Source organism: Actinomyces sp. oral taxon 169 (genome assembly GCF_013394715.1).
Lineage (GTDB): Bacteria > Actinomycetota > Actinomycetes > Actinomycetales > Actinomycetaceae > Actinomyces.
In genome coordinates, this window is the sequence record NZ_CP058259.1 from 1,656,097 (window position 1) to 1,677,877 (window position 21,781).

Here is a 21,781-nt window from a genome sequence, read left to right on the forward strand (position 1 = left end):
ATAACGCTCGGGAGAGTACTAGACTCCCCGTGGAACCGTCGTCGGCGAGGAGAGGTAGACGTGAGCACCACCGTGGCCCCTGAGGGACGTAAGCTCTTGCGGGTTGAGGCACGCAATGCCCAGACCCCCATTGAGTCCAAGCCCGACTGGCTGCGCACCCGCGCCGTCGTCTCCGACACCTACCAGGAGGTCCGTGGCCTGGTGCGGGAGAAGAGCCTGCACACAGTGTGTGCCGAGGCGAACTGCCCCAACATCTACGAGTGCTGGAATGACCGCGAGGCCACCTTCCTGGTGGGCGGCGAGATGTGCACCCGACGCTGCGACTTCTGCGACATCGCCACCGGCCGCCCCACCGAGTACGACGTCGATGAGCCCCGGCGCGTGGCTGTCTCGATCAAGGAGATGGACCTGCGCTACGCCACCGTGACCGGGGTGGCCCGCGACGACCGGCCCGACGGCGGCGCCTGGCTCTACGCCGAGACCGCCCGCCAGGTGCACGAGCTCTCGCCGGGCACCGGCGTCGAGCTGCTCATCCCCGACTTCAAGGGAAACCCCGACGCGCTTGAGGACGTCTTCTCCTCGCGCCCCGAGGTTCTCGGCCACAACCTGGAGACGGTTCCGCGCATCTTCAAGCGGATCCGGCCGGCCTTCTCCTACCAGGGCAGTCTCGACGTCATCACAGCCGCCGCCGAGGCAGGGCTGGTCACCAAGTCCAATCTCATCCTGGGCATGGGCGAGACCCGCGACGAGATCGAGGCGGCCATGGCCGCCCTGGTGGAGGCGCGCTGCGACATCCTCACCATCACCCAGTACCTGCGCCCCTCCAAGCTGCACCACCCCGTTGACCGCTGGGTCAAGCCTCAGGAGTTCGTGGACCTCAGCCGCCTGGCCGAGGAGATCGGGTTCGCCGCCGTCATGAGCGGCCCCATGGTGCGTTCCTCCTACCGTGCCGGCATGCTGTGGGGGCGGGCCATGGTCAAGCGCGGTCGCCCCATCCCCGAGCACCTCTCGCAGCTCGCCGAGCCGGCCACCGCCCGCCAGGAGGCGTCGGCCCTGCTGGGAGCCCACCCTCACCTCGCCGCCGCCTGCTGAAGGCGGGGCGCGGTCCCACGCAGCCGACCGGGGTCCCGGTGCGTACCGGCCGACCACGCTGACGGCGAGACCATGTGTGCCGGCGCACCAACGTCGTCTATGGTGTGCCCGTGAGTAGTGCCCAGTCCCCCCAGCCGAAGAAGAAGCGCCGGCTGGCTCAGTACCTTCAGAACATCAAGGACTCCTACACGATCTCGCGGCGAAGCTACCCGTGGATCGGGTGGACGATGCTGGCGGTGCTCGCCACGTGCGTCGCGCTGGGAACCGCTGTCTCCTTCGGTTACGGACTGTCCCTGTGGTACTGGCTGATGGTGGGCATCCTCATGGCGCTCATGATCGACATGGTCATCCTGTCGGTCACGGTCCGCCGCGCCTCCTACACCCAGCTCGAAGGTCGACCGGGGGCCGCCAAGGTCGTCCTCGATCAGATCGGTCGAGGCTGGTACGTGGAGTCCGAGCCCGTGGCCTTCACCAAGGACCAGGACCTCGTGTGGCGGCTGGTGGGACGCCCCGGCGTCGTCCTCATCGCTGAGGGCCCCAGCACCCGAACCCGCCGCATGCTGGCCGAGGAGGAGCGCAAGGTCCATCGGCTGCTGTCGACCGTCCCCATCCACACCCTTCAGGTGGGCACCGACGCCGGACAGGTGCGTCTGACCGACCTGACCAAGACGCTGCGCCAGCTTCCGACCAAGCCCACGTCACTGACTGACAGCGAGATCACTCAGGTCTCCAAGCGTCTGACGTCGATGGCGGGCAAGAACCTGCCGATCCCCAAGCACATTGACCCCAATCGGGTCCGCCCCGACCGTCGCGCCATGCGCGGACGCTGAATCTCCACCCCCGCTCGCCCCTTCTCCCATGTCACAGGGCACTGCCGACTCTAGGGGCCCGGCGGTCAATGGGCGAAACACTCAGGCAACACTGACGCTATTCCTTTGTCACGGTAACGCCAATATAGTGACCGCCGTCAGCCACAGTGCATACGCGTGAAGTATGTGCGCCGTTCCCACATGGAGGAGATATGTTCAAGGACGCATCCGAGGCACTGACGTTCATCGAGAAGGAGAATGTCGCGCTGGTCGATGTGCGGTTCTGCGACCTACCCGGCGTCATGCAGCACTTCACCATTCCTGTGGCCGCTTTCAAGGACGAGGCCCTCACTGACGGCCTGATGTTCGACGGCTCATCAATCCGAGGCTTCACGGCGATCCACGAGTCGGACATGAAGCTGGTTCCCGATGTGACCACCGCCTTCCTGGACCCGTTCCGCGAGGAGAAGACCCTGGTCGTCAACTTCTCGATCGTCGACCCCTTCACGGACGAGGTCTACTCGCGCGACCCCCGCTCGATCGCCGCCAAGGCCGAGGACTACCTGCGCTCCACCGGAATCGCCGACACCTGCTATATCGGGGCCGAGGCCGAGTTCTACCTCTTCGACTCGGTGCGCTACGAGGCCTCTCCGGCCGAGTCCTTCTACGCCATTGACTCCTGCGAGGCGGCCTGGAACACCGGCCGCGAGGAGGATGGCGGCAACAAGGGGTACAAGACCGCTTTCAAGGGCGGCTACTTCCCCGTCTCCCCCAACGATCAGATGGCCGATATCCGCGATCGTATGGTCCGCACCTGCCTCGCCTCCGGACTGGAGATCGAACGGGCCCATCACGAGGTCGGCACCGCCGGACAGCAGGAGATCAACTACCGTTTCAGCTCTCTGCTCGCCGCGGGCGACGACATGATGAAGTTCAAGTACATCATCAAGAATGAGGCCTGGCGCAACGGTAAGACGGCCACCTTCATGCCCAAGCCGATCTTCGGCGACAACGGCTCGGGCATGCACACCCACCACTCGCTGTGGAAGGACGGCAAGCCGCTGTTCTTCGACGAGCGGGGCTACGGCCAGCTCTCGGACCTCGCCCGCTGGTACATCGGTGGGATCCTGGCCCACGCCCCGGCGCTGCTGGCCTTCACCAACCCGTCGGTGAACTCCTTCCACCGCCTGGTCCCCGGCTTCGAGGCGCCGGTCAACCTGGTCTACTCGGCCCGCAACCGCTCAGCCTGCATCCGCATCCCGGTCACGGGCTCCTCCCCCAAGGCCAAGCGGGTGGAGTACCGGGTGCCGGACCCCTCATCCAACCCCTACCTGTGCTTCGCCGCCGTCCTCATGGCCGGAATTGACGGCATCCGCAACCGCATCGAGCCCCGCGAGCCCATCGACAAGGACCTCTACGAGCTGGCTCCCGAAGAGTACTTCGACATCGACAAGCTCCCCGACAGCCTGGACGAGGCGCTGGAGGCCCTGGAGGACGACCACGACTTCCTCACCGAGGGAGACGTCTTCACCCCCGACCTCATCGAGACCTGGATCGAGTACAAGCGCACCAATGAGATCGAGCCGCTGCGGCTGCGCCCCCACCCCTACGAGTTCCAGCTCTACTACGACCTGTGAGCCGGTGACCCGGCTCAGACGGCGGCCCTGAGCCTCTTACGCACGAGGCTCAGGGCCGCCGTCGTGCTGTACGCCACCCTCCCAGCTTGCATATCTATGCTGCATTGCGGATATTCTTTCTCTGTCTTGATCCACTCCGAAGAGGAGATCCCACGATGAGGATCCGCCATCACGCCTCCCTCGGGCTGGCAGCCACAGCCTGTCTGGTCCTCAGCGGATGCACCAACGCCGCTGACTGGAACGCGAACCGGAGCTCGCAGATCCATTCCTTCGACACCTCGTCGATCCAGGCGCAGCCCGACATCATCGCCAAGCTCCCTCAGGGCGCCCTTGAGGACGGTGTCCTCGACGTGGCCGCCTCCACGGACTACGCGCCGGCCGAGTTCCTCGACCCTTCGGGCACGGCCGTGGGCTACGACGTCGACCTGACCAACGCGATCGCCGCCGTCCTGGGCGTCAAGGGCAAGGTGCACACCGCCGAGTTCGACTCGATCATCGCCTCGATCGGCTCGAAGTACGACGCCGGCATCTCCTCCTTCACCGTCACCCCCGAACGGACCGCGGAGGTCGACATGACCGCCTACATCAACGTGGGTTCGCGATTCAACGTCCAGGCCGGCAACCCCAAGGACGTCGAGACCTCCGACCACCTCAAGCTGTGCGGACGGACCATCGGCGTCCAGGTGGGAACCGCCCAGGAGACCACCATGCGCGACGCCGCCGACAAGTGCGCCCAGGCGGGCAAGCCGGTGCTGTCCGTGCGCTCCTACTCCAAGCAGTCCGAGGCCACCACCGGCCTGGTGGGTGGCACCATCGACGCCACCTACTCGGACTCCACCGTGGCCGGCTACGCCGTCGAGCTGACCGATGGTCAGATCGTCACCCTCGGCGAGATCGAGGACGCCGCCCCTCAGGGGGTGGTGACCGCCAAGGCCGATCCGCAGTTCACCGCCGCGATCCAGGCCGCCGTCCAGTACCTCATGGACCACGGCATCTGGCAGAAGATCCTGGACAACTGGGGCGTGAAGGACGCCGCCCTGACCACCGCAGAACTCAATCCCGCAGTGAAGGAGTGAGCAGTGACCGCCTCACCCGCCTCTGAGGACGACAAGGTCGTCCTCAACAACCCCAAGCCCGTCCCCCGCCCGGGGACGTGGATCAGTGCCGCGATCGTCACGGTCCTGGGGGCCATGCTCATCCACGGGCTGGTCACCAATGAGAAGTTCCACTGGTCCACGGTCTGGTTCTTCCTGCGTGAGGTCCACGTGGTCAAGGCCGTCGGATGGACGCTGCTGTTGACCTTCATGGCCATGGCCATCGGCATCGTGCTGGCGGTCACCACGGCGATCCTGCGCCAGTCCTCCAACCCGGTCCTGCGCTGGGTGGCGCTGGCCTACCTGTGGTTCTTCCGTGGCACCCCGATCTACACCCAGCTGGTCTTCTGGGGTGCGCTGTCCGCGCTCTACCAGAAGCTGAGTCTGGGCATCCCCTTCGGCCCCGAGCTGCTGACCTTCAAGACGACGGCGGTCTTCACCCCCTTTGTCGCGGCGGTCCTGGGGCTGGGCATCAACGAGGGCGCCTATCTCTCCGAGATTGTCCGCTCGGGCCTGAACTCAGTGGACAAGGGTCAGAGTGAGGCCGCCGGTGCTCTGGGCATGAGCCGAGGCCAGATCCTGCGCAGGATCGTCCTGCCCCAGGCGATGAGGGTCATCGTCCCGCCCACCGGGAACGAGACGATCTCCATGCTCAAGACGACCTCCTTGGTGCTGGCGGTCCCCTTCACCCTGGATCTGACCTTCGTCACCAACTCCTACGCTTCGCTGACCTACCAGATCATTCCGCTGCTTCTGGTCGCGGCCATCTGGTACATCATCATCACCTCGATCCTCATGGTGGGACAGCACTACATCGAGCGCTACTACGGCAAGGGCTTCGACTCTGACAAGTCCTCCGGCCCCTCGGGCCGGGGCCTGTCGGCCCGCCAGCAGGCCATCCTCGATGCGCACACCACCAAGGACGATCCCTTCCTGGAGGTCACCCCATGAGCACATCCGCCCAGGCAGCAGCCGCCACGCCCAAGGTCGAGATCAGCGACCTGCACAAGTTCTTCGGTGAGCTGCACGTGCTGCGGGGCATCGACCTCGTCGTCCCGCCCGGCTCAGTGACGGTCCTCATCGGCCCGTCGGGCTCGGGTAAGTCGACGCTGCTGCGCTGCATCAACGAACTGGAGTCCATCGACGCCGGCCGGATCAAGGTCGACGGCGACCTCATCGGGATGCGTGAGGTCGAGCGCAGGGGACGCATCGAGCTGCACGCCCTGTCGGACAAGGCCCGTGCCGCTCAGCGCGCCAAGATCGGTATGGTCTTCCAGCGTTTCAACCTGTTCCCCCACATGACGGCTCTGCAGAACGTCATGGAGGCACCGGTCCTGGTCAAGAAGACTCCGAAGGCCAAGGCCCGTGAGCGCGGCATCGAGCTGCTGGAGCGGGTGGGGCTGGGGGATCGCCTCGACCACTACCCCTCCCAGCTCTCCGGCGGCCAGCAGCAGCGGGTGGCGATCGCCCGGGCCCTGGCGATGGACCCCGAGCTCATGCTCTTCGACGAGCCGACCTCGGCCCTGGACCCCGAGCTGGTCGGTGAGGTGCTGCAGGTGATGCAGGATCTCGCCGCCTCCGGCATGACGATGGTCGTGGTCACCCACGAGATGGGCTTCGCCCGGGAGGTCGGCGACCAGCTGATCTTCATGGACGGCGGTGTCATCTGCGAGTCCGGTGACCCCGTGGAGGTCCTCGACAACCCGCAGGCCGAACGCACCCGGTCCTTCCTCTCCTCGGTCCTGTAGGGGCGGGCCGGTTCAGGAAGGGGCCTGATCCCAGGCCCCGTCATCCCAGGAGGTCAGGCTCCACCCACTACCGGGATCGCCGTCGACGACGGTGATCCCGGTGTTGTGCATGGGTCGGTCAGCGACCCACAGCGGGTCCACGCCACCTCCGGCCGCGGCCCTCAGGGAGGTCCACAGACGCAGCGCGGTGCCGTGGGAGACGAGCAGGGCCGCTGAGTCTCCCGCCCGTGCGGCCTGCTCGCAGATGCGGTCGATGGCCTCGTCGAAGCGCTGAAGCGTGTCGTGCCCGTCCTCCGGGGAGCCGGGGATGCGGCAGGCGGGTCGCCCCGCCATCCAAGCCCGGGTGGTGTCCACGTAGCAGGCCACCGAGCGCGCGTCGGTGTTCATCTCCAAGTCTGCGGCCAGAACCTCACGCAGTCCCGAGTCGACGGTGGCGCTCAGGCCGGTGGCGGCCTCGATAGGGGCAATGGTCTGCCTGGCGCGCAGGATCGGGGAGACCCACAGTGATCCCAGTCCCTGGAGCAGGCCGGCCTTGTCCAGACGGCCCGGCAATCCGTCGGCCTGCCCCAGTCCCACCTCATCCAGGGGATTTCCGGGGAAGGCGGTGTCGAGTGCCTGCATGACATTGGCCTCGGTGCGACCGTGGCGTACAAGAATGAGCCTCACGGCGGCAAGTCTGCCAGGTTCGTAGCGCGGGGGCCCACGACGACGGTGCGATCCTCATCGCCCAAAGACCTGCGTCCGGTACCGTCTGCACCCGGTCAGCTCCAGGGGTAGGGTCCCTCCGGTCGCCTTCTCGTGGCGCGGAGACGGCCGGCCCGCTTGGAGCCCTTGGAGGCTGCCGCCCCAGTATCTCGGCGGGACTGTGCGCGAGAGCGCCGCGCCGAGCCTGCTGAACGTGGCGGCGATGACTCCGGGATGTGCGGCTCAGCCGCTGACACGCTGCTCGCCGGCGCTGAAGCGGTGGAGCCGTGGACGGCGGCGTCGGTGAAGACGATGCGCTCGGCGACTGCGCGCGCGTGGCGGGCGCTGCGGCGGTAGAGGTCCTCGAGCTCTCGCTCCCTGCCCGCACTGAGGCCGACGAGGCGCCCCACCAGGCGGATCTCCCGGATCTGGATGGGGAGGACCTGGGAGCGCGGCCCCGAGGCGCGCCCGGTTCCCAGGACGATCGCCGAGCGCAAGCGGCTGGCCAGGATCCAGGCCGCGACCAGTTCTCCCCCACCGTCCGCGCTCAGTACCCCGGCCTGGACCGCGGCCTGGAGGGCGGCGACGGTCGAGGTGGTCCGCAGCTGGGGTATCTGTCCGGCATGGGCGAGTTGAAGCACCTGGGCGCTCCACTCCACGTCACTGAGCCCACCGGGGCCGAGCTTGAGGTGGCGGGCCGGGTCAATGCCCCGTGGCAGGCGCTCGGCCTCCACCCGCGCCTTGATCCTGCGGATCTCCCGCAGGTCCTGGGGCGCCAGGCCCTCCTGCGCCCAGCGCAGCGGGTTGATGAGCTCCTCGAAACGCCGGCCCAGGTCTCGGTCTCCGGCACAGGGTCGGGCGCGCAGCAGCGCCTGGCGCTCCCACAGGGCGGACCAGCGGCCGTAGTACTCGCGGTAGGCGTCCAGCGAGCGGCTCATGACGCCGTTGCGTCCCTCGGGCCGCAGGTCGCAGTCCACCTCAAGGGGGTGCGGGAGCGCTGCGGCCAGCAGTCCCATGACCTGTTTGGCGACGGCCTCGGCCTCCTGGGAGGCATCCTCTTCACCCACCCCGTCGCGGGCCTGGTGGACGAAGAGGACGTCCGCGTCCGAGGCGTACCCGATCTCGCGGCCTCCCAGGCGTCCCATGGCGATGATGGCGTGGCGGGCGCGGGCGGCCTGCCAGCACCCGCTGGCGTCGGGCCCAGCGGAGACTGCCTCCACCCCGTCGCGTTGGGCGATGACCAGCCCGGTCGCCACGGTCAGCGCCCCGGCCAGGACCGCGTCGGTGGCGTCGGAGAGGATGGAGGCGGTGCGTGCGGGGTCGATACCGTCCAGGCAGTCCGCCAGTGAGGCCCGCACCTCCTCACGGGCGCGCACTCTCAGGACCGCCTGAACCGCCTCGAGCGCCTGCTGGGCAAGGGCCGCGTCATCGGAGCCGGTCAGGCTGCGACGGCGCAGGACGGCAGCGACCTCCTCCGCCAGGGCGCCGGATCGGCGGGGGGCGAGTTCGTCGTCGTCGTCGAGCCAGGCGATGGACTCGGGGAACTCCGCGAGGCGCTCGGTGGCCCAGTGGGCGCCGGAGAGGACCTGACACAGCCTGCGCGCCGCCACCGGCGAGTCTCGCAGCATGGCCAGGTACCAGTGCGAGCCTCCGATGGCCTCGGACAGTCTCCGGAAGGAGAGCAGACCGAAATCGGGGTCGGCTCCCCCACCGATCCAGCCGATGATGACCGGCAGCAGCTGGCGCTGGATCGCGGCGCGACGGCTGACCCCCTCGGTGAGGGCCTGGATGTGGCGCAGGGCCCCGTCAGGATCCGCGTAGCCGACTGCGGAAAGGCGCTCACGCGCCGCCTGAGGACTCAGAGCCATCTCATCGGCGCTGAGGGCGGCCGCGAAGGCCAGCAGGGGACGGTAGTAGATCTCCTGGTGGAGGGCCCGTACCCGCCGGCGCAGGTCCTTGAAGTCCTCCCACAGACTGTCTCCGTGGCCCAGGCAGTCGCTGATGCCCCGCTCGACGCGGCGCAGGTCCTCCTCCTTCTCAGGAAGGTTGTGGGTGCGGCGCAGCCTGAAGAGCTGGCTGCGGTGCTCCAGCAGCCGCAGGGCCTTGTAGCAGCCGCTCAAGGCCGCGGCGTCGGTGCGGCTGACGTATCCGCCCGCGCTGAGAGCGTCGAGGGCCTCCAAGGTGGCACGCACGCGCAGGCTCTCGTCGGAGCGGCCGTGGACGAGCTGGAGGAGCTGGACGGTGAACTCGACGTCCCGCAGTCCCCCGGGGCCCAGCTTGATACGCCGGTCCACTCCACCGCGCGGCACGGACTCCTTCTCCACCCGGCGCCGCATGGCACGGGCGTCCTCAACGAAGTTCTCCCGCCTGCTGGCCTCCCACACGTAGGGCGCCACGCCCTGCTCGTAGCGGGCCCCGAGCTCGGCGTCGCCGGCGCAGGCCCTGGCCTTGAGCAGGGCCTGGAACTCCCAGGAGGCGGCCCACCTGCGGTAGTAGGCCAGGTGGGAGTCAAGCGTGCGCACGAGCGCACCGTCCTTGCCCTCGGGACGCAGCGCCGTGTCCAGTGGCCACAGGGGAGGCTCGGGCGCGGTGGCGGAGACGACGTGAGCGAGCTCAGTGGCCAGGTGCGTGCCGACCTCCACGAGGCGCTCCTCGCTGATCGGCTCCTGAGCCCCCTGAGGCTCGCGGGCGGGGCCGACGACGTAGACGACGTCGACGTCCGAGATGTAGTTGAGCTCGCGGGCCCCGGTCTTTCCCATGGCGATCACTGCGAGGGCCACGTCGTCGGCCTGCGGTCCGACGGCGGCGCGGGCGACGAGCAGGGCCGCGTCCAGGGCAGCGTCGGCAAGCTCGGTCATGCGGCGGCACACGGTGGGGACGTGCTCGATCGGGTTGGCGCTGGTGAGGTCATCGGCGACGATCGCCGTGAGCCGGTCCCGGTAGGCACGTCGCAGCGCCGCGGTCGCCTGGCAGACGGCAGCGTCTCCCGGGTGTGGGGGTCTCTCACCTCCATGAGAGGGGGACGCATCCGCGGGGTCGGCCTGCCCCAGCGCGTCGCGGACCGCCCGCTGCAGCGCCTCACCGGCGCCGGGCTCCTGCGGGGCGTCCCACGCCCTGTCAGGTGCGAGCGCGGTGAGGTGCTCGGGGTGAGCCACGAGGAAGTCGCCCAGGGCCTGCGAGGCACCCAGGACCGCGAGCAGGCGGCGCCTGTGCTCACGCGGCCCTGTGGCGGGGTCGCTCATGACGCTGCGCAGAAGTGCTGCTGGCGTCGTCGTCCCCCCGGGCTCGACACCGCCCACCGATGCCCGGTGAGCTGATTCGGCGGCGGTGGCGGCCTCAGCGAGCCGGACGAGGCTGAGCAGAGCCATGTCGGGATCGGCGGTGAGCGCTAAAGTATCAATGAGCTCCTCACGCTCAGGCCCCAGCCGTATCTCAGCAGGTCGGCCGTCCGGCCGCCTGGAGCGGTCCGCTGAGCCGCGTCCTTCCTGGTCACCCGCCTCGCCGACGTCGTCGGCCTGAGTGTCGTCCAGCAGGAAGGCCAGCAGCGCCGGGTCGCCCAGGAGCTTTCCGGCACGGGCGGCGTCGTTGAATCCGGCCCGCAGCAGCAGGGTCCTGGGCGAGGAGCTGTGCCGGGAGGGGGACCCGATCGGCGCTCGCTTCTCGCTGCGGTCTCTCACAGCTGTCTCCTGCTCCGCTCAGGCGCGCGGGAAGAACTGGCTGATCTCGAAGTCGGTGACCTGGGCGTCGTAGGCCCGGTACTCGCGGCGCTTGTTGCGCAGGAAGAACTCGAAGGTGTCCTCGCCGAAGGTGTCCGCCACCAGGTCGGAGCGCTCCATGGCGGCGACCGCGCTCTTGAGCGAGGTGGGCAGGGCGTGGATGCCCAGCGCCTTGCGCTCCATCTCCGACAGGGCCCAAACATCGTCCTCAGCCTCGGGGGGAAGCTCGTAGCCCTCCTCGATGCCCTTGAGGCCGGCGGCAAGAATGACCGCGTAGGCCAGGTAGGGGTTGGCCGAGGAGTCGATGCCGCGGAACTCCACCCGCGCGGACTGGGCCTTGCCGGGCTTGTGCATGGGGACGCGCACCAGGGCGGAGCGGTTGTTGTGGCCCCAGCACACGTAGCTGGGGGCCTCGTCCCCTCCCCACAGGCGCTTGTAGGAGTTGACGTGCTGGTTGGTGACGGCCGTGATCTCCGAGGCGTGGTGCAGCAGTCCGGCGATGAAGGAGCGACCGATGGCGGAGAGCTGGTACTGGCCGGCGGGGTCGAAGAAGGCGTTGCGGTCACCCTCGAACAGGGAGAAGTGCGTGTGCATGCCCGAGCCGAACTCGTCGGGGAAGGGCTTGGGCATGAAGGTCGCCAGGCAGCCCTCCTTGAGTGCCACCTCCTCGACGACGGCGCGGAAGGTCATGATGTTGTCCGCCATGGACAGGGCGTCGGCGAAGCGCAGGTCGATCTCGTTCTGGCCCGGGCCACCCTCATGGTGGGAGAACTGCACCGAGATCCCCATCTGTTCAAGCATGAGGATGGCCTGGCGGCGGAAGTCGTGGGCAGTGCCCCCGGGCACGTGGTCGAAGTAGCCGGCGTCGTCAGTGGGGCGGATGCGCCCGTCGGCGTCGCGGTTGACCAGGTAGAACTCGATCTCTGGGTGGATGTAGCAGGTGAAGCCGGCCTCGGCGACCCGGGCGAGCTGACGCTCAAGCACCGAGCGCGGGTCGGTGCGGGCAGGCTCGCCGTCGGGCGTGAGGACGTCGCAGAACATGCGGGCCACGCCGTTGTCCCCGTCCCGCCACGGCAGCATCTGGAATGTGGAGGGGTCAGGGGCCAGGAGCATGTCGGACTCGAAGACGCGCGTGAGTCCCTCGATCGCCGATCCGTCGAAGCCGATGCCCTCCTCGAAGGCGCTCTCGACCTCGGCCGGGGCGATGGCCACGGACTTGAGCTGCCCGGAGACGTCAGTGAACCACAGGCGGATGAAGCTGATGTCGCGTTCCTCGATGGCTCGGAGCACGTACTCCTGCTGCTTGTCCATGGTGCCTCCTCAGCGTGGGGTGCGGCAGCGGGCCGACGGCGTAGCCGGCGTTCTTGCGCCTGAGACGTTCTGCTTGGTCCAGCCTAGTGCGCGGGTGCGTCAGGCAGGTTTCGTGCACCACCGTCTGTGGGACAAGCCGGCCGCGAACTCGGCGGACGACTCAGCCCGCCAAGGAGGCCCGGCGACCTCCGGTAGCCTCGGATCATGGCTACACCCGAGTCCCCTTACGGATCTTCATCCGCCCCCGTCGTCGCAGGCGGCAAGCCCGTGCGCGTTCATCACCTGGCGGCTGCCAAGAAGGACGGCACCAAGCTGGTCATGCTCACCGCCTACGACGCCGTGACCGCCCGGATCCTGGATGCGGCGGGAATCGACCTGCTGCTGGTGGGCGACTCCATCGGCAACGTCATGCTAGGGCACGACTCCACACTGCCGGTGGAGCTCGATGAGATGGTGGTGGCCACCCGCTCAGTGGCCAGGGCGACCAAGCGCGCCCTGGTTGTGGCCGACCTTCCCTTCGGCACGTACGAGGCCGGTCCGGAGCAGGCACTGGCCAGTGCGGTGCGTCTCATGAAGGCGGGGGCCAACGCCGTCAAGCTCGAGGGCGGCACCCCCCGGGCAGCCAGCGTGAGGGCACTGGCCCAGGCCGGCATCCCGGTGGTGGGGCATCTGGGGTTCACCCCGCAGAGCGTCAACATGCTAGGCGGCTTCCGGGTTCAGGGCCGTGGCGAGGCCGCTGACGTGCTGCTGGCCGACGCGCAGGCACTGGCCGAGGCGGGGGCGGTCGCTCTGGTCCTGGAGATGGTGCCCGAGCCCCTGGCCGCGCGCGTCACCGAGTCGCTCACGATCCCCACGATCGGTATCGGCGCAGGCGCGCGCTGCGACGGTCAGGTCCTGGTCTGGACGGACATGGCCGGGATGACGGACTGGTCTCCGCGCTTCGCCCACCAGTTCGGACAGGTCGGCGAGGCCCTGAGGCAGGCGGCCGCCGACTACGGGGCCGCGGTGCGTGAGGAGTCCTTCCCCGCGGAGAAGCACTGGTTCAGCTCCTGACGGCTCCTGACAGTGATAAGACCCACAGCGCCATGGTGGAGGCCCTGAACCACTGGATGGAGGGAAGGTCCCGCGAACCGGATGCCTCCTTCTATGCTTACGACCATGACTTCTTCGGCTTCCCCTGCGTCCTCGGCCTCACTGGCCGACCGCGCGCCGCGTGGCACGCTGACTCCCGGGACGCTCAGTCCTGAGCGTCATGTGCCTGCGTCCATCGCACGACCCGAATACATGTTCCACGACGGCCCCGAGCGCGTCACCGCCTCGGAGATCAAGGACGCCGAGACGATCGAGCGGATCAGGGTCGCGGGGCGGCTGGCCGCCCGCGCCCTGGCCGAGGCCGCCAAGGCGATCGCCCCGGGGGTGAGCACCGATGAGCTGGACCGGATCGCCCACGAGTACCTGTGCGACCACGGCGCCTACCCCTCGTGCCTGGGCTACATGGGTTTCCCCAAGTCGATCTGCACCTCGATCAATGAGGTCATCTGCCACGGCATCCCGGACTCGACCCGCTTGAACGAGGGCGACCTCATCAATCTTGACGTCACCGCCTACATCGGCGGGGTCCACGGAGACACCAACGCCACCTACGCCGTCGGCGAGGTCGACCGCGAGACGGAGCTGCTCATCGAACGCACCCGCACCGCGATGGAACGGGGCATCAAGGCCGTCAAGCCGGGGCGCGAGGTCAACGTCATCGGCCGCGTCATCGAGGCCTACGCCAAGCGCTTCGACTACGGGGTGGTGCGCGACTACACCGGACACGGCGTCGGGGAGGCGTTCCACTCCGGCCTCATCATCCCCCACTACGACGCCGCCCCCCTGCACGACGACGTCATCGAGACGGGCATGGTGTTCACCATCGAGCCGATGCTCACACTCGGTGGCATCGAGTGGGAGCAGTGGGACGACGGCTGGACGGTGGTCACCAAGGACCGTTCCCGTACTGCGCAGTTCGAGCACACGCTCGTGGTGACCGAGGACGGCGCCGAGGTGCTCACCCTGCCTTGAGGCAGTGGGTATCGCTACCCATCCACATCCAGGACGATCGAGCGCCGTCACGTTGCCTCACGATAAGGTGACGACGTAGGGTCCTTGAGTAGCGGACATCTCTATTCTGCCCAGGAAGCCCATGCGGGTTTCTCCCTGTTTATTTCCTCCCGGAGGTTCTCATGGCTTTGCGTTTCAATCCACCGCCGAACTGGCCCGCGCCACCCGAGGGCTTCGAACCGCCTGCAGGCTGGCAGCCCGACCCGGCCTGGGGACCGGCTCCAGAGGGCTGGCAGATCTGGGTCGACGACTCCGCCGCCTCCGCCGCTTCGGCCGCAGGTGCCGCCACCGAGGCCGACCCGGCGTGGGCTCCGACCCAGGCGGTGTCGACCGCCCCGACGGCGTCGTTGAGCACCGCCTCACCGGTTGCCGACCCGACGGGCATGTCGGCCTCCGCCCCCTCCGGGGACTACGCCGGCGCTCCCGCAGCTGGGGGCAGCCCTTACGCGGCGAACATGGACTACGCCCAGTCGCCCACGCCCTACCAGCCCCAGGGGGCTGCCGGAGGCATGCAGCCTCCCGCTGGCGGGTGGCAGCCCAACGCCGCCGCTCCGGCCGGCCCTGGCAACGGCTCAAAGCCGCTGACCCAGCAGTGGTGGTTCTGGACCGGTATCGCTGCAGTCGTCGTGGTCGCCCTGGTCATCGGTAGCATCTTCATGTTCAAGGGCGATTCCAGCGAGTCGGATGACAAGGCGGACAGCACGTCGACCTCGGAGCCGAAGAGCCAGAAGAAGGCTGACTCTGACTCTGACTCCAAGAAGAAGGCCAGCGACTCTGACGAGACTGGCAGCTCGGATCAGAAGAAGACCACCAAGACCAGCAAGCCGGGCAGCAACGACCCCGGCTCCAGCGAGAAGAACCCCCTCGACCCGAAGGCCGGGCCGATCACGCTGCATGCCGGTAAGTACGACGACGACCCGAACGCCTCGGTTGACGTCACCATCGGCGATGTCGAGTGGAACGCCAACGAGTCGGTGAAGGCCGCCACGAGCCAGTACAGCTATAAGGAGCCTCCTGCCGGCAAGGTGTACATTCGCGTCCCCGTTGAGATCACCTACCACGGAGAGGGACAGTTCCAGGAGTTCAGGCTCCAAGTGGGGTTCACCCACGAGGGCAACACCTCGGAGGCTGAGCTGTCTATCGGCGGGCAGTCGCTCTTCATCCGCCAGAGCATGCCTCGAGATGGAGGTAAGGCGAAGGGTGATTTCGTCTTCCTCGTTGACGAGTCCGCCGCCAATGAGAAGAAGGGCGCCTTCGCAGTGAGCGCTTTCTCTCAGGTCGACAACAAGAATGAGGTCTACGTGGCCGCGAAGTAAACGCGCTACTCGTCTCTGACCACGTGTCGGCTGTGGCCCGCCAGGATCATCCTGGCGGGCCACAGCCGTTTCAACAGGTTCTATGGGGCGGACGAGCCGACCTGTACGCCGGGTTCTGTTGCCGCCCACCGTTGCCGGCCTGGGCGGTGGCGACCATTCATCTTGGACCGCTGTTGCCAGCGGCCTCATGCGACCTACCCGCTGACTTGGGCGAGCAGCCTTCAAGCGTCAGCTGTGCGGTCTTGCTCCGGGCGGGGTTTACCGAGCCGCGACGGTCACCCGCCGCGCTGGTGGGCTCTTACCCCACCCTTTCACCCTTACCCATCGGTATTCGATGGGCGGTCTACTCTCTGTGGCACTGTCCCGCGGGTCACCCCGGGTGGCCGTTAGCCACCGCCCTGCTCTGTGGAGCCCGGACGTTCCTCAGCCCGCCACCGCCCTGAAGGCGGTGGCCGGTACCGCGGCCGCCCGGTCGGCTCGTCCGCACGGGTCAGTGTAGCGCCGTGGGGAATCAGCGCGGAGAGTCTCGCCCGCCGTCGACCCCCGACCTTCTGGGAGCCGCCTATCATGTGCGGGTGCTGATCCTGCTGCCTCCCTCTGAGGGAAAGACCGCTCCTACCAGTGGACCGTCACTGGATCTTGACTCGCTCCTGGACGCGGACAGGCTCACCGCTGCGCGTCGCGAGGTGATGTCCGCGCTGGCTGAGGTGAGCCGGAGCGATGAGGGGGCCTCCGTCCTGGGGCTGGGGCCGCGCAGCGCCGAGCAAGTATCAACGAACCTGACGCTGGAGACCTCGCCCTGCGTCCCCGCCCATCAGCTGTTCACCGGGGTCCTGTACGAGGCCGCCCGGCTCGACTCGATCGCCGAGGAAGCGGCCGGCCGGGCTGCTCTGGAGCGCCACTGCGTTGTTCTTTCGGGACTGTGGGGCATCTTGTCCCCCACTGACCTGGTGCCCGATCACCGCCTGTCGATGGGCACGTCCCTGCCAGGACCGGGGCGACTGCCGGCATTCTGGAAACAGCACCTGGCGCCGTCGCTCACTGATATGGCTGCACAGGGACTGATAGTGGACTGCCGGTCGGCGGACTATGCGGCCGCGTGGAAGCCGTCCGCGCGCGACGGCATTGAGGTCGTCAGCGTGCGCGTGGTGCGCACCGCCGACGACGGTTCGCGCAAGGTGGTCTCCCACATGGCCAAGCATGCACGCGGACTACTCACCGGAGAGCTCCTGAGGGCCGTCGCCACCGGATCCGTGCCTGAGCACGTCCAAGTAGACGATATTGCAACCATCGCCGGGTATCTGGAGGGCATCGACGACGTCGAGGTCAGTGAACCGGACCGGCAGGGGCGTCGGGCTCTCACCCTGGTGACCCGCCGAAGCTAGTGGCGGCCAGCTTCAGGCGGGCCGCGCCGTCAGATGTCCATCCGTACGACGATGACGTCGTTCTCCTCGGCGTGGATAACATCCTCGGCTGGGGCGGCCACGATGCGGGCCAGCTCCTGGGGGCTGATCTCGACGGCGCCGCCCTCAACGGTGCGTCCTCTCAGGGCCACTGCGCCGAGCCCGCCTGTGGAGCTGCGCACGGCCTCGTAGTCCGCCAGGAGGGGCGCCTCGATGGTTCCGGCCAGGTCTGCCCGCTGGTTCTCCAGGGACTCGATCTCCTCATCAAGTCGGGCGAACTCGGCGTCGCGCTTGGCGGTGAGATCCCGGCCGGCCGCCCGGATCTCGGCCTCCTCCCGGCTGAGGCGCTCGGCCTCCTGCCGGGCGGAGTCGAGGGCCTCCATGGCGACGATCTGCGCCTCCTCCAAGGCTGACTGGCGTTGGCCGAGCTGGTCGATCTCCCCCTGGATGGCGGACAGGTCGCGGGCCGCACTGGTGCCTGAGTGGAGGCGCTCGCGCAGCACCTCGGCGCGGCGTGCCACCTGCCCGACCTCGTCCTCACTGCGAGTGGCCTGCTTCTTGGCCTCGTCGAGGGCCGCCTCGGCCTGGATGGCCGCGCGCTTGTTGGCTTTGAGGCGCTCGATGACCGCCTCGATGCGGGTGAGGACCGGAAGGTGCTTGCGCTCGTGACGCAGCCGTGCCAGGTGGGAGTCGAGGTCCTGGAGATCGATGAGAAGGCGCTGCTGGGCGATGGGGGCGCTGGTCACGGCGTGTGCTCCTTCAGGTGCGTACAAGTTGTTGCTGCGAATCCTCTCATGCCCGGTCTGCTCCGGTCGGCAGGCGCAGCGCCCAGGGATCCGTGACAATGCGGGAGACCCGGACAGCCAGAGATGCTCCACGGGAGTGGGCGTCCTCTGTGAGCCTGCGGCCCAGGGGCTCCAGGCCGACCCACTCGGTGGCCCAGTGGGTTCCGCACAGGAGATAAGGGCGGCCGTCCTCCAGGTGCTCGGAGGCCGGGTGGTGGCGCAGGTCGGCGGTGAGGAACACGTCGGCTCCGGCCTGCCGGGCCCGTTGCAGGAGAGAGTCGCCCGCCCCACCTGAGACGGCGATGCGTTCGACGACGGCGTCCAGGTCCCCGCCCACGAGGAGGCCGGGGGCGGAGTCGGGCAGGGCTGAGGCGACATCCTCAGCGAGCCGGCGCAGGGTGACGGGCTGTGGGAGCGTGCCGATCCGTCCGATGCCCTGATCCGGGGAGGCAGGGTCGGGCTCGAGCGGGACGGTGGAGACGAGACCGACGCACTCGGCCAGAGCGTCGGCCACTCCCCCGTGGGCGGCGTCGAGGCTTGTGTGGGCGTTGAGCAGTGCGATGCCGGCGCGGATGAGACGGTGGACGGTGCGGCCCTTGGGGTCGGTGGCCGCGACGTGCTCGGTTCCGCGCAGATAAAGGGGATGGTGGGTGATGACCATATCGACGCCGGCGTCGATGGCCTCGTCGACGACGGCTGACACCGGGTCGACGGCCAGCAGGATGCTGCGCACCGACTCGGCAGGATCTCCGCAGATGAGCCCGTTGGAGTCCCAGGAAGCGGCCAGGCCGGAAGGTGCGGCGGCCTCTACGAGGGCGACGACATCACCGACGGTCAGGTGGCCTTCCGACGTGCTGCGTGCTGGTCCGTGTCCGGCATCAGGGGATGCGGGTGCAGAAGTGTGACTCATGCGACCAGGCTAGCGGTAGGGCGGGCAGTTCCTGAGACGTCAAAGGGTGACGGAGCGTGGCGCCTGCGTGTGGGCGTACCTGACGGAACACAGTGAGGAAAACGACCGACACGGCCGCTGTCTGGGGTAACCTACTTCCGCGCTGCCGCCCCCTCCGGTGCCGGCAGCGTCGGCCTCCTCGACGCCGTCGATGTCGTGGCCGCGCCCCCATAGCTCAGCGGTTAGAGCAGCGAGCTTATACCTCGTATCGTGCCTGATAAGCACAAGGTCCTGGGTTCGAATCCCAGTGGGGGTACTGACGCCCCTTTTATTCATATATTGGGGCGCGTCTCGCCTCCGTGGTGGAATCGGTAGACACCGCGACCTTAAAAGTCGCTGCCTACGGGCGTGCGGGTTCGAGTCCCGCCGGAGGCACCACAGCATCGCTATACAAACCCTCACCCTGAGAAACAGCCCCTGTGGCCGTCTCAGCCGAGGACCGTCGCCCACCTCCCGTTGAGGTGGGCGATTTTCGTAGGGCAGCAATCCGTGCCACAGCCCGGAGTCGTGCGCTGGCCAGCTGGTCGAACGGCCGGTTGAGCCGTGCTTCCAGGCAGACATCGCTACCGGTATCCGCCACGCGGACAGAGCAGGGTGCCTCATCGGCTCGCCCCGTTGGCTCGTCACCACCATCGTCTACCTCACACTCACCGGGCTCCTGCTCATCACGGCCACGCTGTCCACCAGCCTCATCACCAGCGCCCCTCACACCATCGTCCACATCCTGCAACTCTCCGCCAGCCCCGTCATCACCACCTTCGCCAGGCAGGATGACCCGTCCATCCTCATCCACCACCGGATTGACCAGCACCCGCTCAAAGAACACCTGGTTCAGCTGCTTCCTCAAGTGATCCGGCGCCGCCATATACAGCCGGTAGCAGTCCTCCAGCAGATCCAGCGCCTGCTCCACATGCGCCCGCACCAGCGTGGCATCTGCCTGGTAGGCATCAAGCTGACGCTGAATCCCGGCCAGCTCTCGCCCCAGCCGCTCCTGCTCCTCCTTGAGCAGCTCCAGCGGCACCGCCCCCGCATAGTGCGCCTGCAGCAGCCTGCGCCGCTCATCCTCCAGGTTCGTCCGCCGCACCGTCAGCGACCGAACGCTTCGATCCTTCTCCCCCTCAATCCGTGCCAGCTCCGCCAGCAGATACCGCTCAATCTCCTGCCGATCCGTCTCACTGACGTACAGCCGCCGGTACACCTCCTGCATCTGCGCCTCCACTACCTCGATGAGCACCGCCTTGAAGGAGCAGTCGTGCACCCGGTGCCGCCTGGCGCAGATGAAGTAGGGGTACAGCACCCCCTTGCCATTCTTCGTGTTCTGCACCAGCAGCCGACTGCCACACTGCCCACACACCACCGTGCTCTTCAGGAAGTGGTTATGCATCCGCTCCCGCTCGCCACTGCGATGGGAACCCAGCACAGCCTGGACCGTCTGCCACGTCTCCTCATCCACCAGCGGCTCGTGCTTGCCCGCATACTCCACACCCTGGAACTGCACCACACCCTTGTAGTACGGGTGCCGCAGCAAGGTATGCAGCCGCCCCTTGGTAATAGGCCGAGCCGGCTTACTCGGCGTGGCTGGCACATCCAGCCCCAGCCCTGCCAAGTGCTTGGCTAGTTGACTGACCGTCCAGTTGCCAGTGGCGTACTCGGAGAAGGCGAGGCGAAGAAGGGGAGCGCGCTGCTGGTCGAGCTCGACCGTCCGGATCTCTCTCCCATGCTCATCCCGCCCCCGCACATTCACATACCCCAGCGGCGCCTTCCCCAGCGTCCCGCCATTCCTGGCTTTCTCTCCCATCCCCTTGATGACCTCATTGGCGAGATTCCGGCTGTAGAACTCAGCAATACTGCTCATGATGCCGTGCAGCAGCATGCCGCCGGGGGTCTGGTCGATATTCTCCGACGTCGACACCAGGCGCACACCGGCCTCCTCGAAGGCCCGGTTAATCTCCACATCGTCCGCTCGGTTGCGGGCTAGGCGGTCGAGCTTGTGGACGATGACGTAGTCGATGCCGCCGTCTTCTTTGAGGTAGGCCAGCATCTTCTGCAGCTCAGGCCGGTTCGCACTACGAGCCGACTCGCCCCGGTCGGCGAACTCCTTGACCACCAGCGCCCCCATGGACTGGGCCTTGCGCTTATTCGCTTCACGTTGAGCTGGGAGGGAGAACCCTTCCTCCGACCCACCACGCTGGGCCTGCTCCCGGGTGGAGACGCGGATGTATGAGACGGCCCGCTTGGGAGTGAGCTGAGCGGCCATAGCGGTGAAGGGATCGGGAGCGAGTGCGTCAGGCATGGTGCACCTCCTTGCTGGGTTCGGTGTGTTCACTGGCGTTGCCGGTTCGACTGGCCTGGTTGACCTGGCTGTCCGCACCGGATTCACTGGTCTGCTCGCGCTGCTGGCGTTCTTGTTCTCTCAGCTCATCGAGCTGGCGCATCCACGCGCCTTCCTCGTCGTTCCACCAGGCAGGCGGCTCACCGTCGCCGGGGCGCCAGGTATTGAGGCAGACCAGGTGGGTGCCGCTGGCTGCGAGCTGCTCGGTTACCGCATCCGCTTCGGTGGTGGTGAGGTTGGGGGTAGGCCAGCCCGCCGTGATGACATACTCCACGCCACCGCGCTGGCAGGCATCGAGCAGCATGCTCAGGCCGTGCTGGCGCTGCTGTCGGTCGTGGAACTCGGTGACCAGGTTGAGACCGGCCGCGTCGGCGTAGTCCTCTACCAGCTCCCGTTGCCGGGCCAGCTCGAAGGGGTAGCGGGCTGCGCCGTAGAAGATGGCAATCGGCCCGGTACCCGTCTGGCCGTCCAGCGCGGTGACTGGCACGGCGGAGCGCACCGCCTGGTGCTCATCTCGTGCGTTCGTTCTGGTTTGTGTTGCCATCGGTGTCCTCCTCTCGTCATATTTTGCTATTTCACTGTTTTGTGTTTCTCCTCTTTCTATTGACGCTCAGATGGACGGAAAAGTCCAGTCCGGTTTTCGCTTGACCCCTGGCGGCAATCCGCGAGTTTCCGCACGAGCTACGGTTTGGTGGTTGGCTGCTGTAAGCAGTATTCATCTCACCCCCCTCCATATTTCCCCTCATCAGATGGGATGCTGCCGCGTTTATCCTTTCTCGGAGGGATATGCCTCTTTGGTTTG

The 21,781-nt window shown here is 67.6% G+C and carries 17 protein-coding genes, 2 tRNA genes and 1 other RNA gene; 12 read left to right on the top strand and 8 right to left on the bottom strand.

What is annotated here, in order from left to right; all coding sequences use genetic code 11:
* Positions 1 to 60: 60 nt before the first annotated feature.
* The 6 genes from HW274_RS07065 to HW274_RS07090 all read left to right on the top strand — a co-directional run bounded on the left by HW274_RS07065 (position 61) and on the right by HW274_RS07090 (position 6,380).
* A complete protein-coding gene (locus tag HW274_RS07065; RefSeq protein ID WP_004564776.1) occupies positions 61 to 1,092 on the top strand; it encodes a lipoyl synthase in 1,032 nt (343 codons plus the stop codon).
* A 74-nt stretch (positions 1,093 to 1,166) separates the two neighbouring features.
* Positions 1,167 to 1,922 carry a DUF4191 domain-containing protein gene (locus HW274_RS07070; protein WP_081376269.1) on the top strand — a complete coding sequence of 252 codons (756 nt, stop codon included), beginning with the start codon at positions 1,167 to 1,169 and terminating at the stop codon, positions 1,920 to 1,922.
* A gap of 191 nt (positions 1,923 to 2,113) precedes the next feature.
* Positions 2,114 to 3,538: a type I glutamate--ammonia ligase gene (glnA, locus tag HW274_RS07075; protein ID WP_075403957.1), complete on the top strand. Its 1,425-nt coding sequence runs from the start codon at positions 2,114 to 2,116 to the stop codon at positions 3,536 to 3,538.
* A gap of 155 nt (positions 3,539 to 3,693) precedes the next feature.
* The gene (locus HW274_RS07080; RefSeq protein WP_185988474.1) at positions 3,694 to 4,614 is read left to right on the top strand and encodes an ABC transporter substrate-binding protein; all 921 of its coding nucleotides are present in this window, start codon (positions 3,694 to 3,696) and stop codon (positions 4,612 to 4,614) included.
* A 3-nt stretch (positions 4,615 to 4,617) separates the two neighbouring features.
* Positions 4,618 to 5,583, top strand: coding sequence for an amino acid ABC transporter permease (locus HW274_RS07085; protein WP_185988475.1), 966 nt, complete (start codon positions 4,618 to 4,620; stop codon positions 5,581 to 5,583).
* Entirely contained in the window at positions 5,580 to 6,380 is an 801-nt protein-coding gene (locus tag HW274_RS07090) for an amino acid ABC transporter ATP-binding protein (RefSeq protein WP_075254648.1), read from the top strand. Before HW274_RS07085 ends, HW274_RS07090 begins: the two co-directional genes overlap by 4 nt.
* Positions 6,381 to 6,392: 12 nt before the next feature.
* On the opposite strand, the gene HW274_RS07095 is transcribed toward HW274_RS07090, so the two are convergent.
* The 3 genes from HW274_RS07095 to HW274_RS07105 all read right to left on the bottom strand — a co-directional run bounded on the left by HW274_RS07095 (position 6,393) and on the right by HW274_RS07105 (position 12,091).
* Entirely contained in the window at positions 6,393 to 7,046 is a 654-nt protein-coding gene (locus tag HW274_RS07095; protein ID WP_075254649.1) for a histidine phosphatase family protein, read from the bottom strand.
* A 95-nt stretch (positions 7,047 to 7,141) separates the two neighbouring features.
* The gene (locus HW274_RS07100) at positions 7,142 to 10,741 is read right to left on the bottom strand and encodes a bifunctional [glutamine synthetase] adenylyltransferase/[glutamine synthetase]-adenylyl-L-tyrosine phosphorylase (protein ID WP_185988476.1); all 3,600 of its coding nucleotides are present in this window, start codon (positions 10,739 to 10,741) and stop codon (positions 7,142 to 7,144) included.
* An 18-nt stretch (positions 10,742 to 10,759) separates the two neighbouring features.
* Positions 10,760 to 12,091, bottom strand: a complete 1,332-nt coding sequence (locus tag HW274_RS07105) for a glutamine synthetase family protein (protein WP_075254651.1) — start codon at positions 12,089 to 12,091, stop codon at positions 10,760 to 10,762.
* Positions 12,092 to 12,295: 204 nt separating this feature from the next.
* Here HW274_RS07105 and panB point away from each other — a divergent pair, with 204 nt between their 5' ends.
* From panB to HW274_RS07120, 3 genes are all read left to right on the top strand, one after another.
* Complete coding sequence (gene panB, locus HW274_RS07110; RefSeq protein WP_185988477.1) at positions 12,296 to 13,144, top strand: 3-methyl-2-oxobutanoate hydroxymethyltransferase; 849 nt, start codon at positions 12,296 to 12,298, stop codon at positions 13,142 to 13,144.
* Positions 13,145 to 13,249: 105 nt separating this feature from the next.
* Positions 13,250 to 14,155, top strand: coding sequence for a type I methionyl aminopeptidase (gene map, locus HW274_RS07115; protein ID WP_075403970.1), 906 nt, complete (start codon positions 13,250 to 13,252; stop codon positions 14,153 to 14,155).
* Between the two features lie 161 nt (positions 14,156 to 14,316).
* The gene (locus tag HW274_RS07120) at positions 14,317 to 15,510 is read left to right on the top strand and encodes a hypothetical protein (protein ID WP_075254653.1); all 1,194 of its coding nucleotides are present in this window, start codon (positions 14,317 to 14,319) and stop codon (positions 15,508 to 15,510) included.
* Positions 15,511 to 15,598: 88 nt separating this feature from the next.
* Here HW274_RS07120 and rnpB read toward each other — a convergent pair.
* Positions 15,599 to 15,990, bottom strand: an RNA gene (gene rnpB / locus HW274_RS07125) — RNase P RNA component class A.
* Between the two features lie 89 nt (positions 15,991 to 16,079).
* Between rnpB and HW274_RS07130 the strand changes: the two genes are divergently transcribed.
* Complete coding sequence (locus tag HW274_RS07130) at positions 16,080 to 16,895, top strand: YaaA family protein (RefSeq protein WP_075254654.1); 816 nt, start codon at positions 16,080 to 16,082, stop codon at positions 16,893 to 16,895.
* Between the two features lie 29 nt (positions 16,896 to 16,924).
* Here HW274_RS07130 and HW274_RS07135 read toward each other — a convergent pair whose 3' ends face one another.
* Both HW274_RS07135 and HW274_RS07140 read right to left on the bottom strand, forming a co-directional pair.
* The gene (locus HW274_RS07135; protein ID WP_075254655.1) at positions 16,925 to 17,659 is read right to left on the bottom strand and encodes a zinc ribbon domain-containing protein; all 735 of its coding nucleotides are present in this window, start codon (positions 17,657 to 17,659) and stop codon (positions 16,925 to 16,927) included.
* Positions 17,660 to 17,705: 46 nt separating this feature from the next.
* On the bottom strand, positions 17,706 to 18,608 hold the full coding sequence (locus HW274_RS07140) for a Nif3-like dinuclear metal center hexameric protein (protein WP_185988478.1): 903 nt from the start codon (positions 18,606 to 18,608) through the stop codon (positions 17,706 to 17,708).
* Positions 18,609 to 18,811: 203 nt separating this feature from the next.
* Between HW274_RS07140 and HW274_RS07145 the strand changes: the two genes are divergently transcribed.
* Both HW274_RS07145 and HW274_RS07150 read left to right on the top strand, forming a co-directional pair.
* Positions 18,812 to 18,903 (top strand) — tRNA-Ile (locus HW274_RS07145).
* A gap of 37 nt (positions 18,904 to 18,940) precedes the next feature.
* A tRNA-Leu gene (locus tag HW274_RS07150) sits at positions 18,941 to 19,025 on the top strand.
* Here HW274_RS07150 and HW274_RS07155 read toward each other — a convergent pair.
* Positions 18,988 to 20,940 carry a recombinase family protein gene (locus HW274_RS07155; RefSeq protein WP_185988479.1) on the bottom strand — a complete coding sequence of 651 codons (1,953 nt, stop codon included), beginning with the start codon at positions 20,938 to 20,940 and terminating at the stop codon, positions 18,988 to 18,990. The genes HW274_RS07150 and HW274_RS07155 overlap by 38 nt on opposite strands.
* Positions 20,933 to 21,523, bottom strand: coding sequence for a hypothetical protein (locus HW274_RS07160; RefSeq protein WP_260679012.1), 591 nt, complete (start codon positions 21,521 to 21,523; stop codon positions 20,933 to 20,935). The genes HW274_RS07155 and HW274_RS07160 overlap by 8 nt, the downstream gene beginning before the upstream one ends.
* Between the last annotated feature and the right edge of the window lie 258 nt (positions 21,524 to 21,781).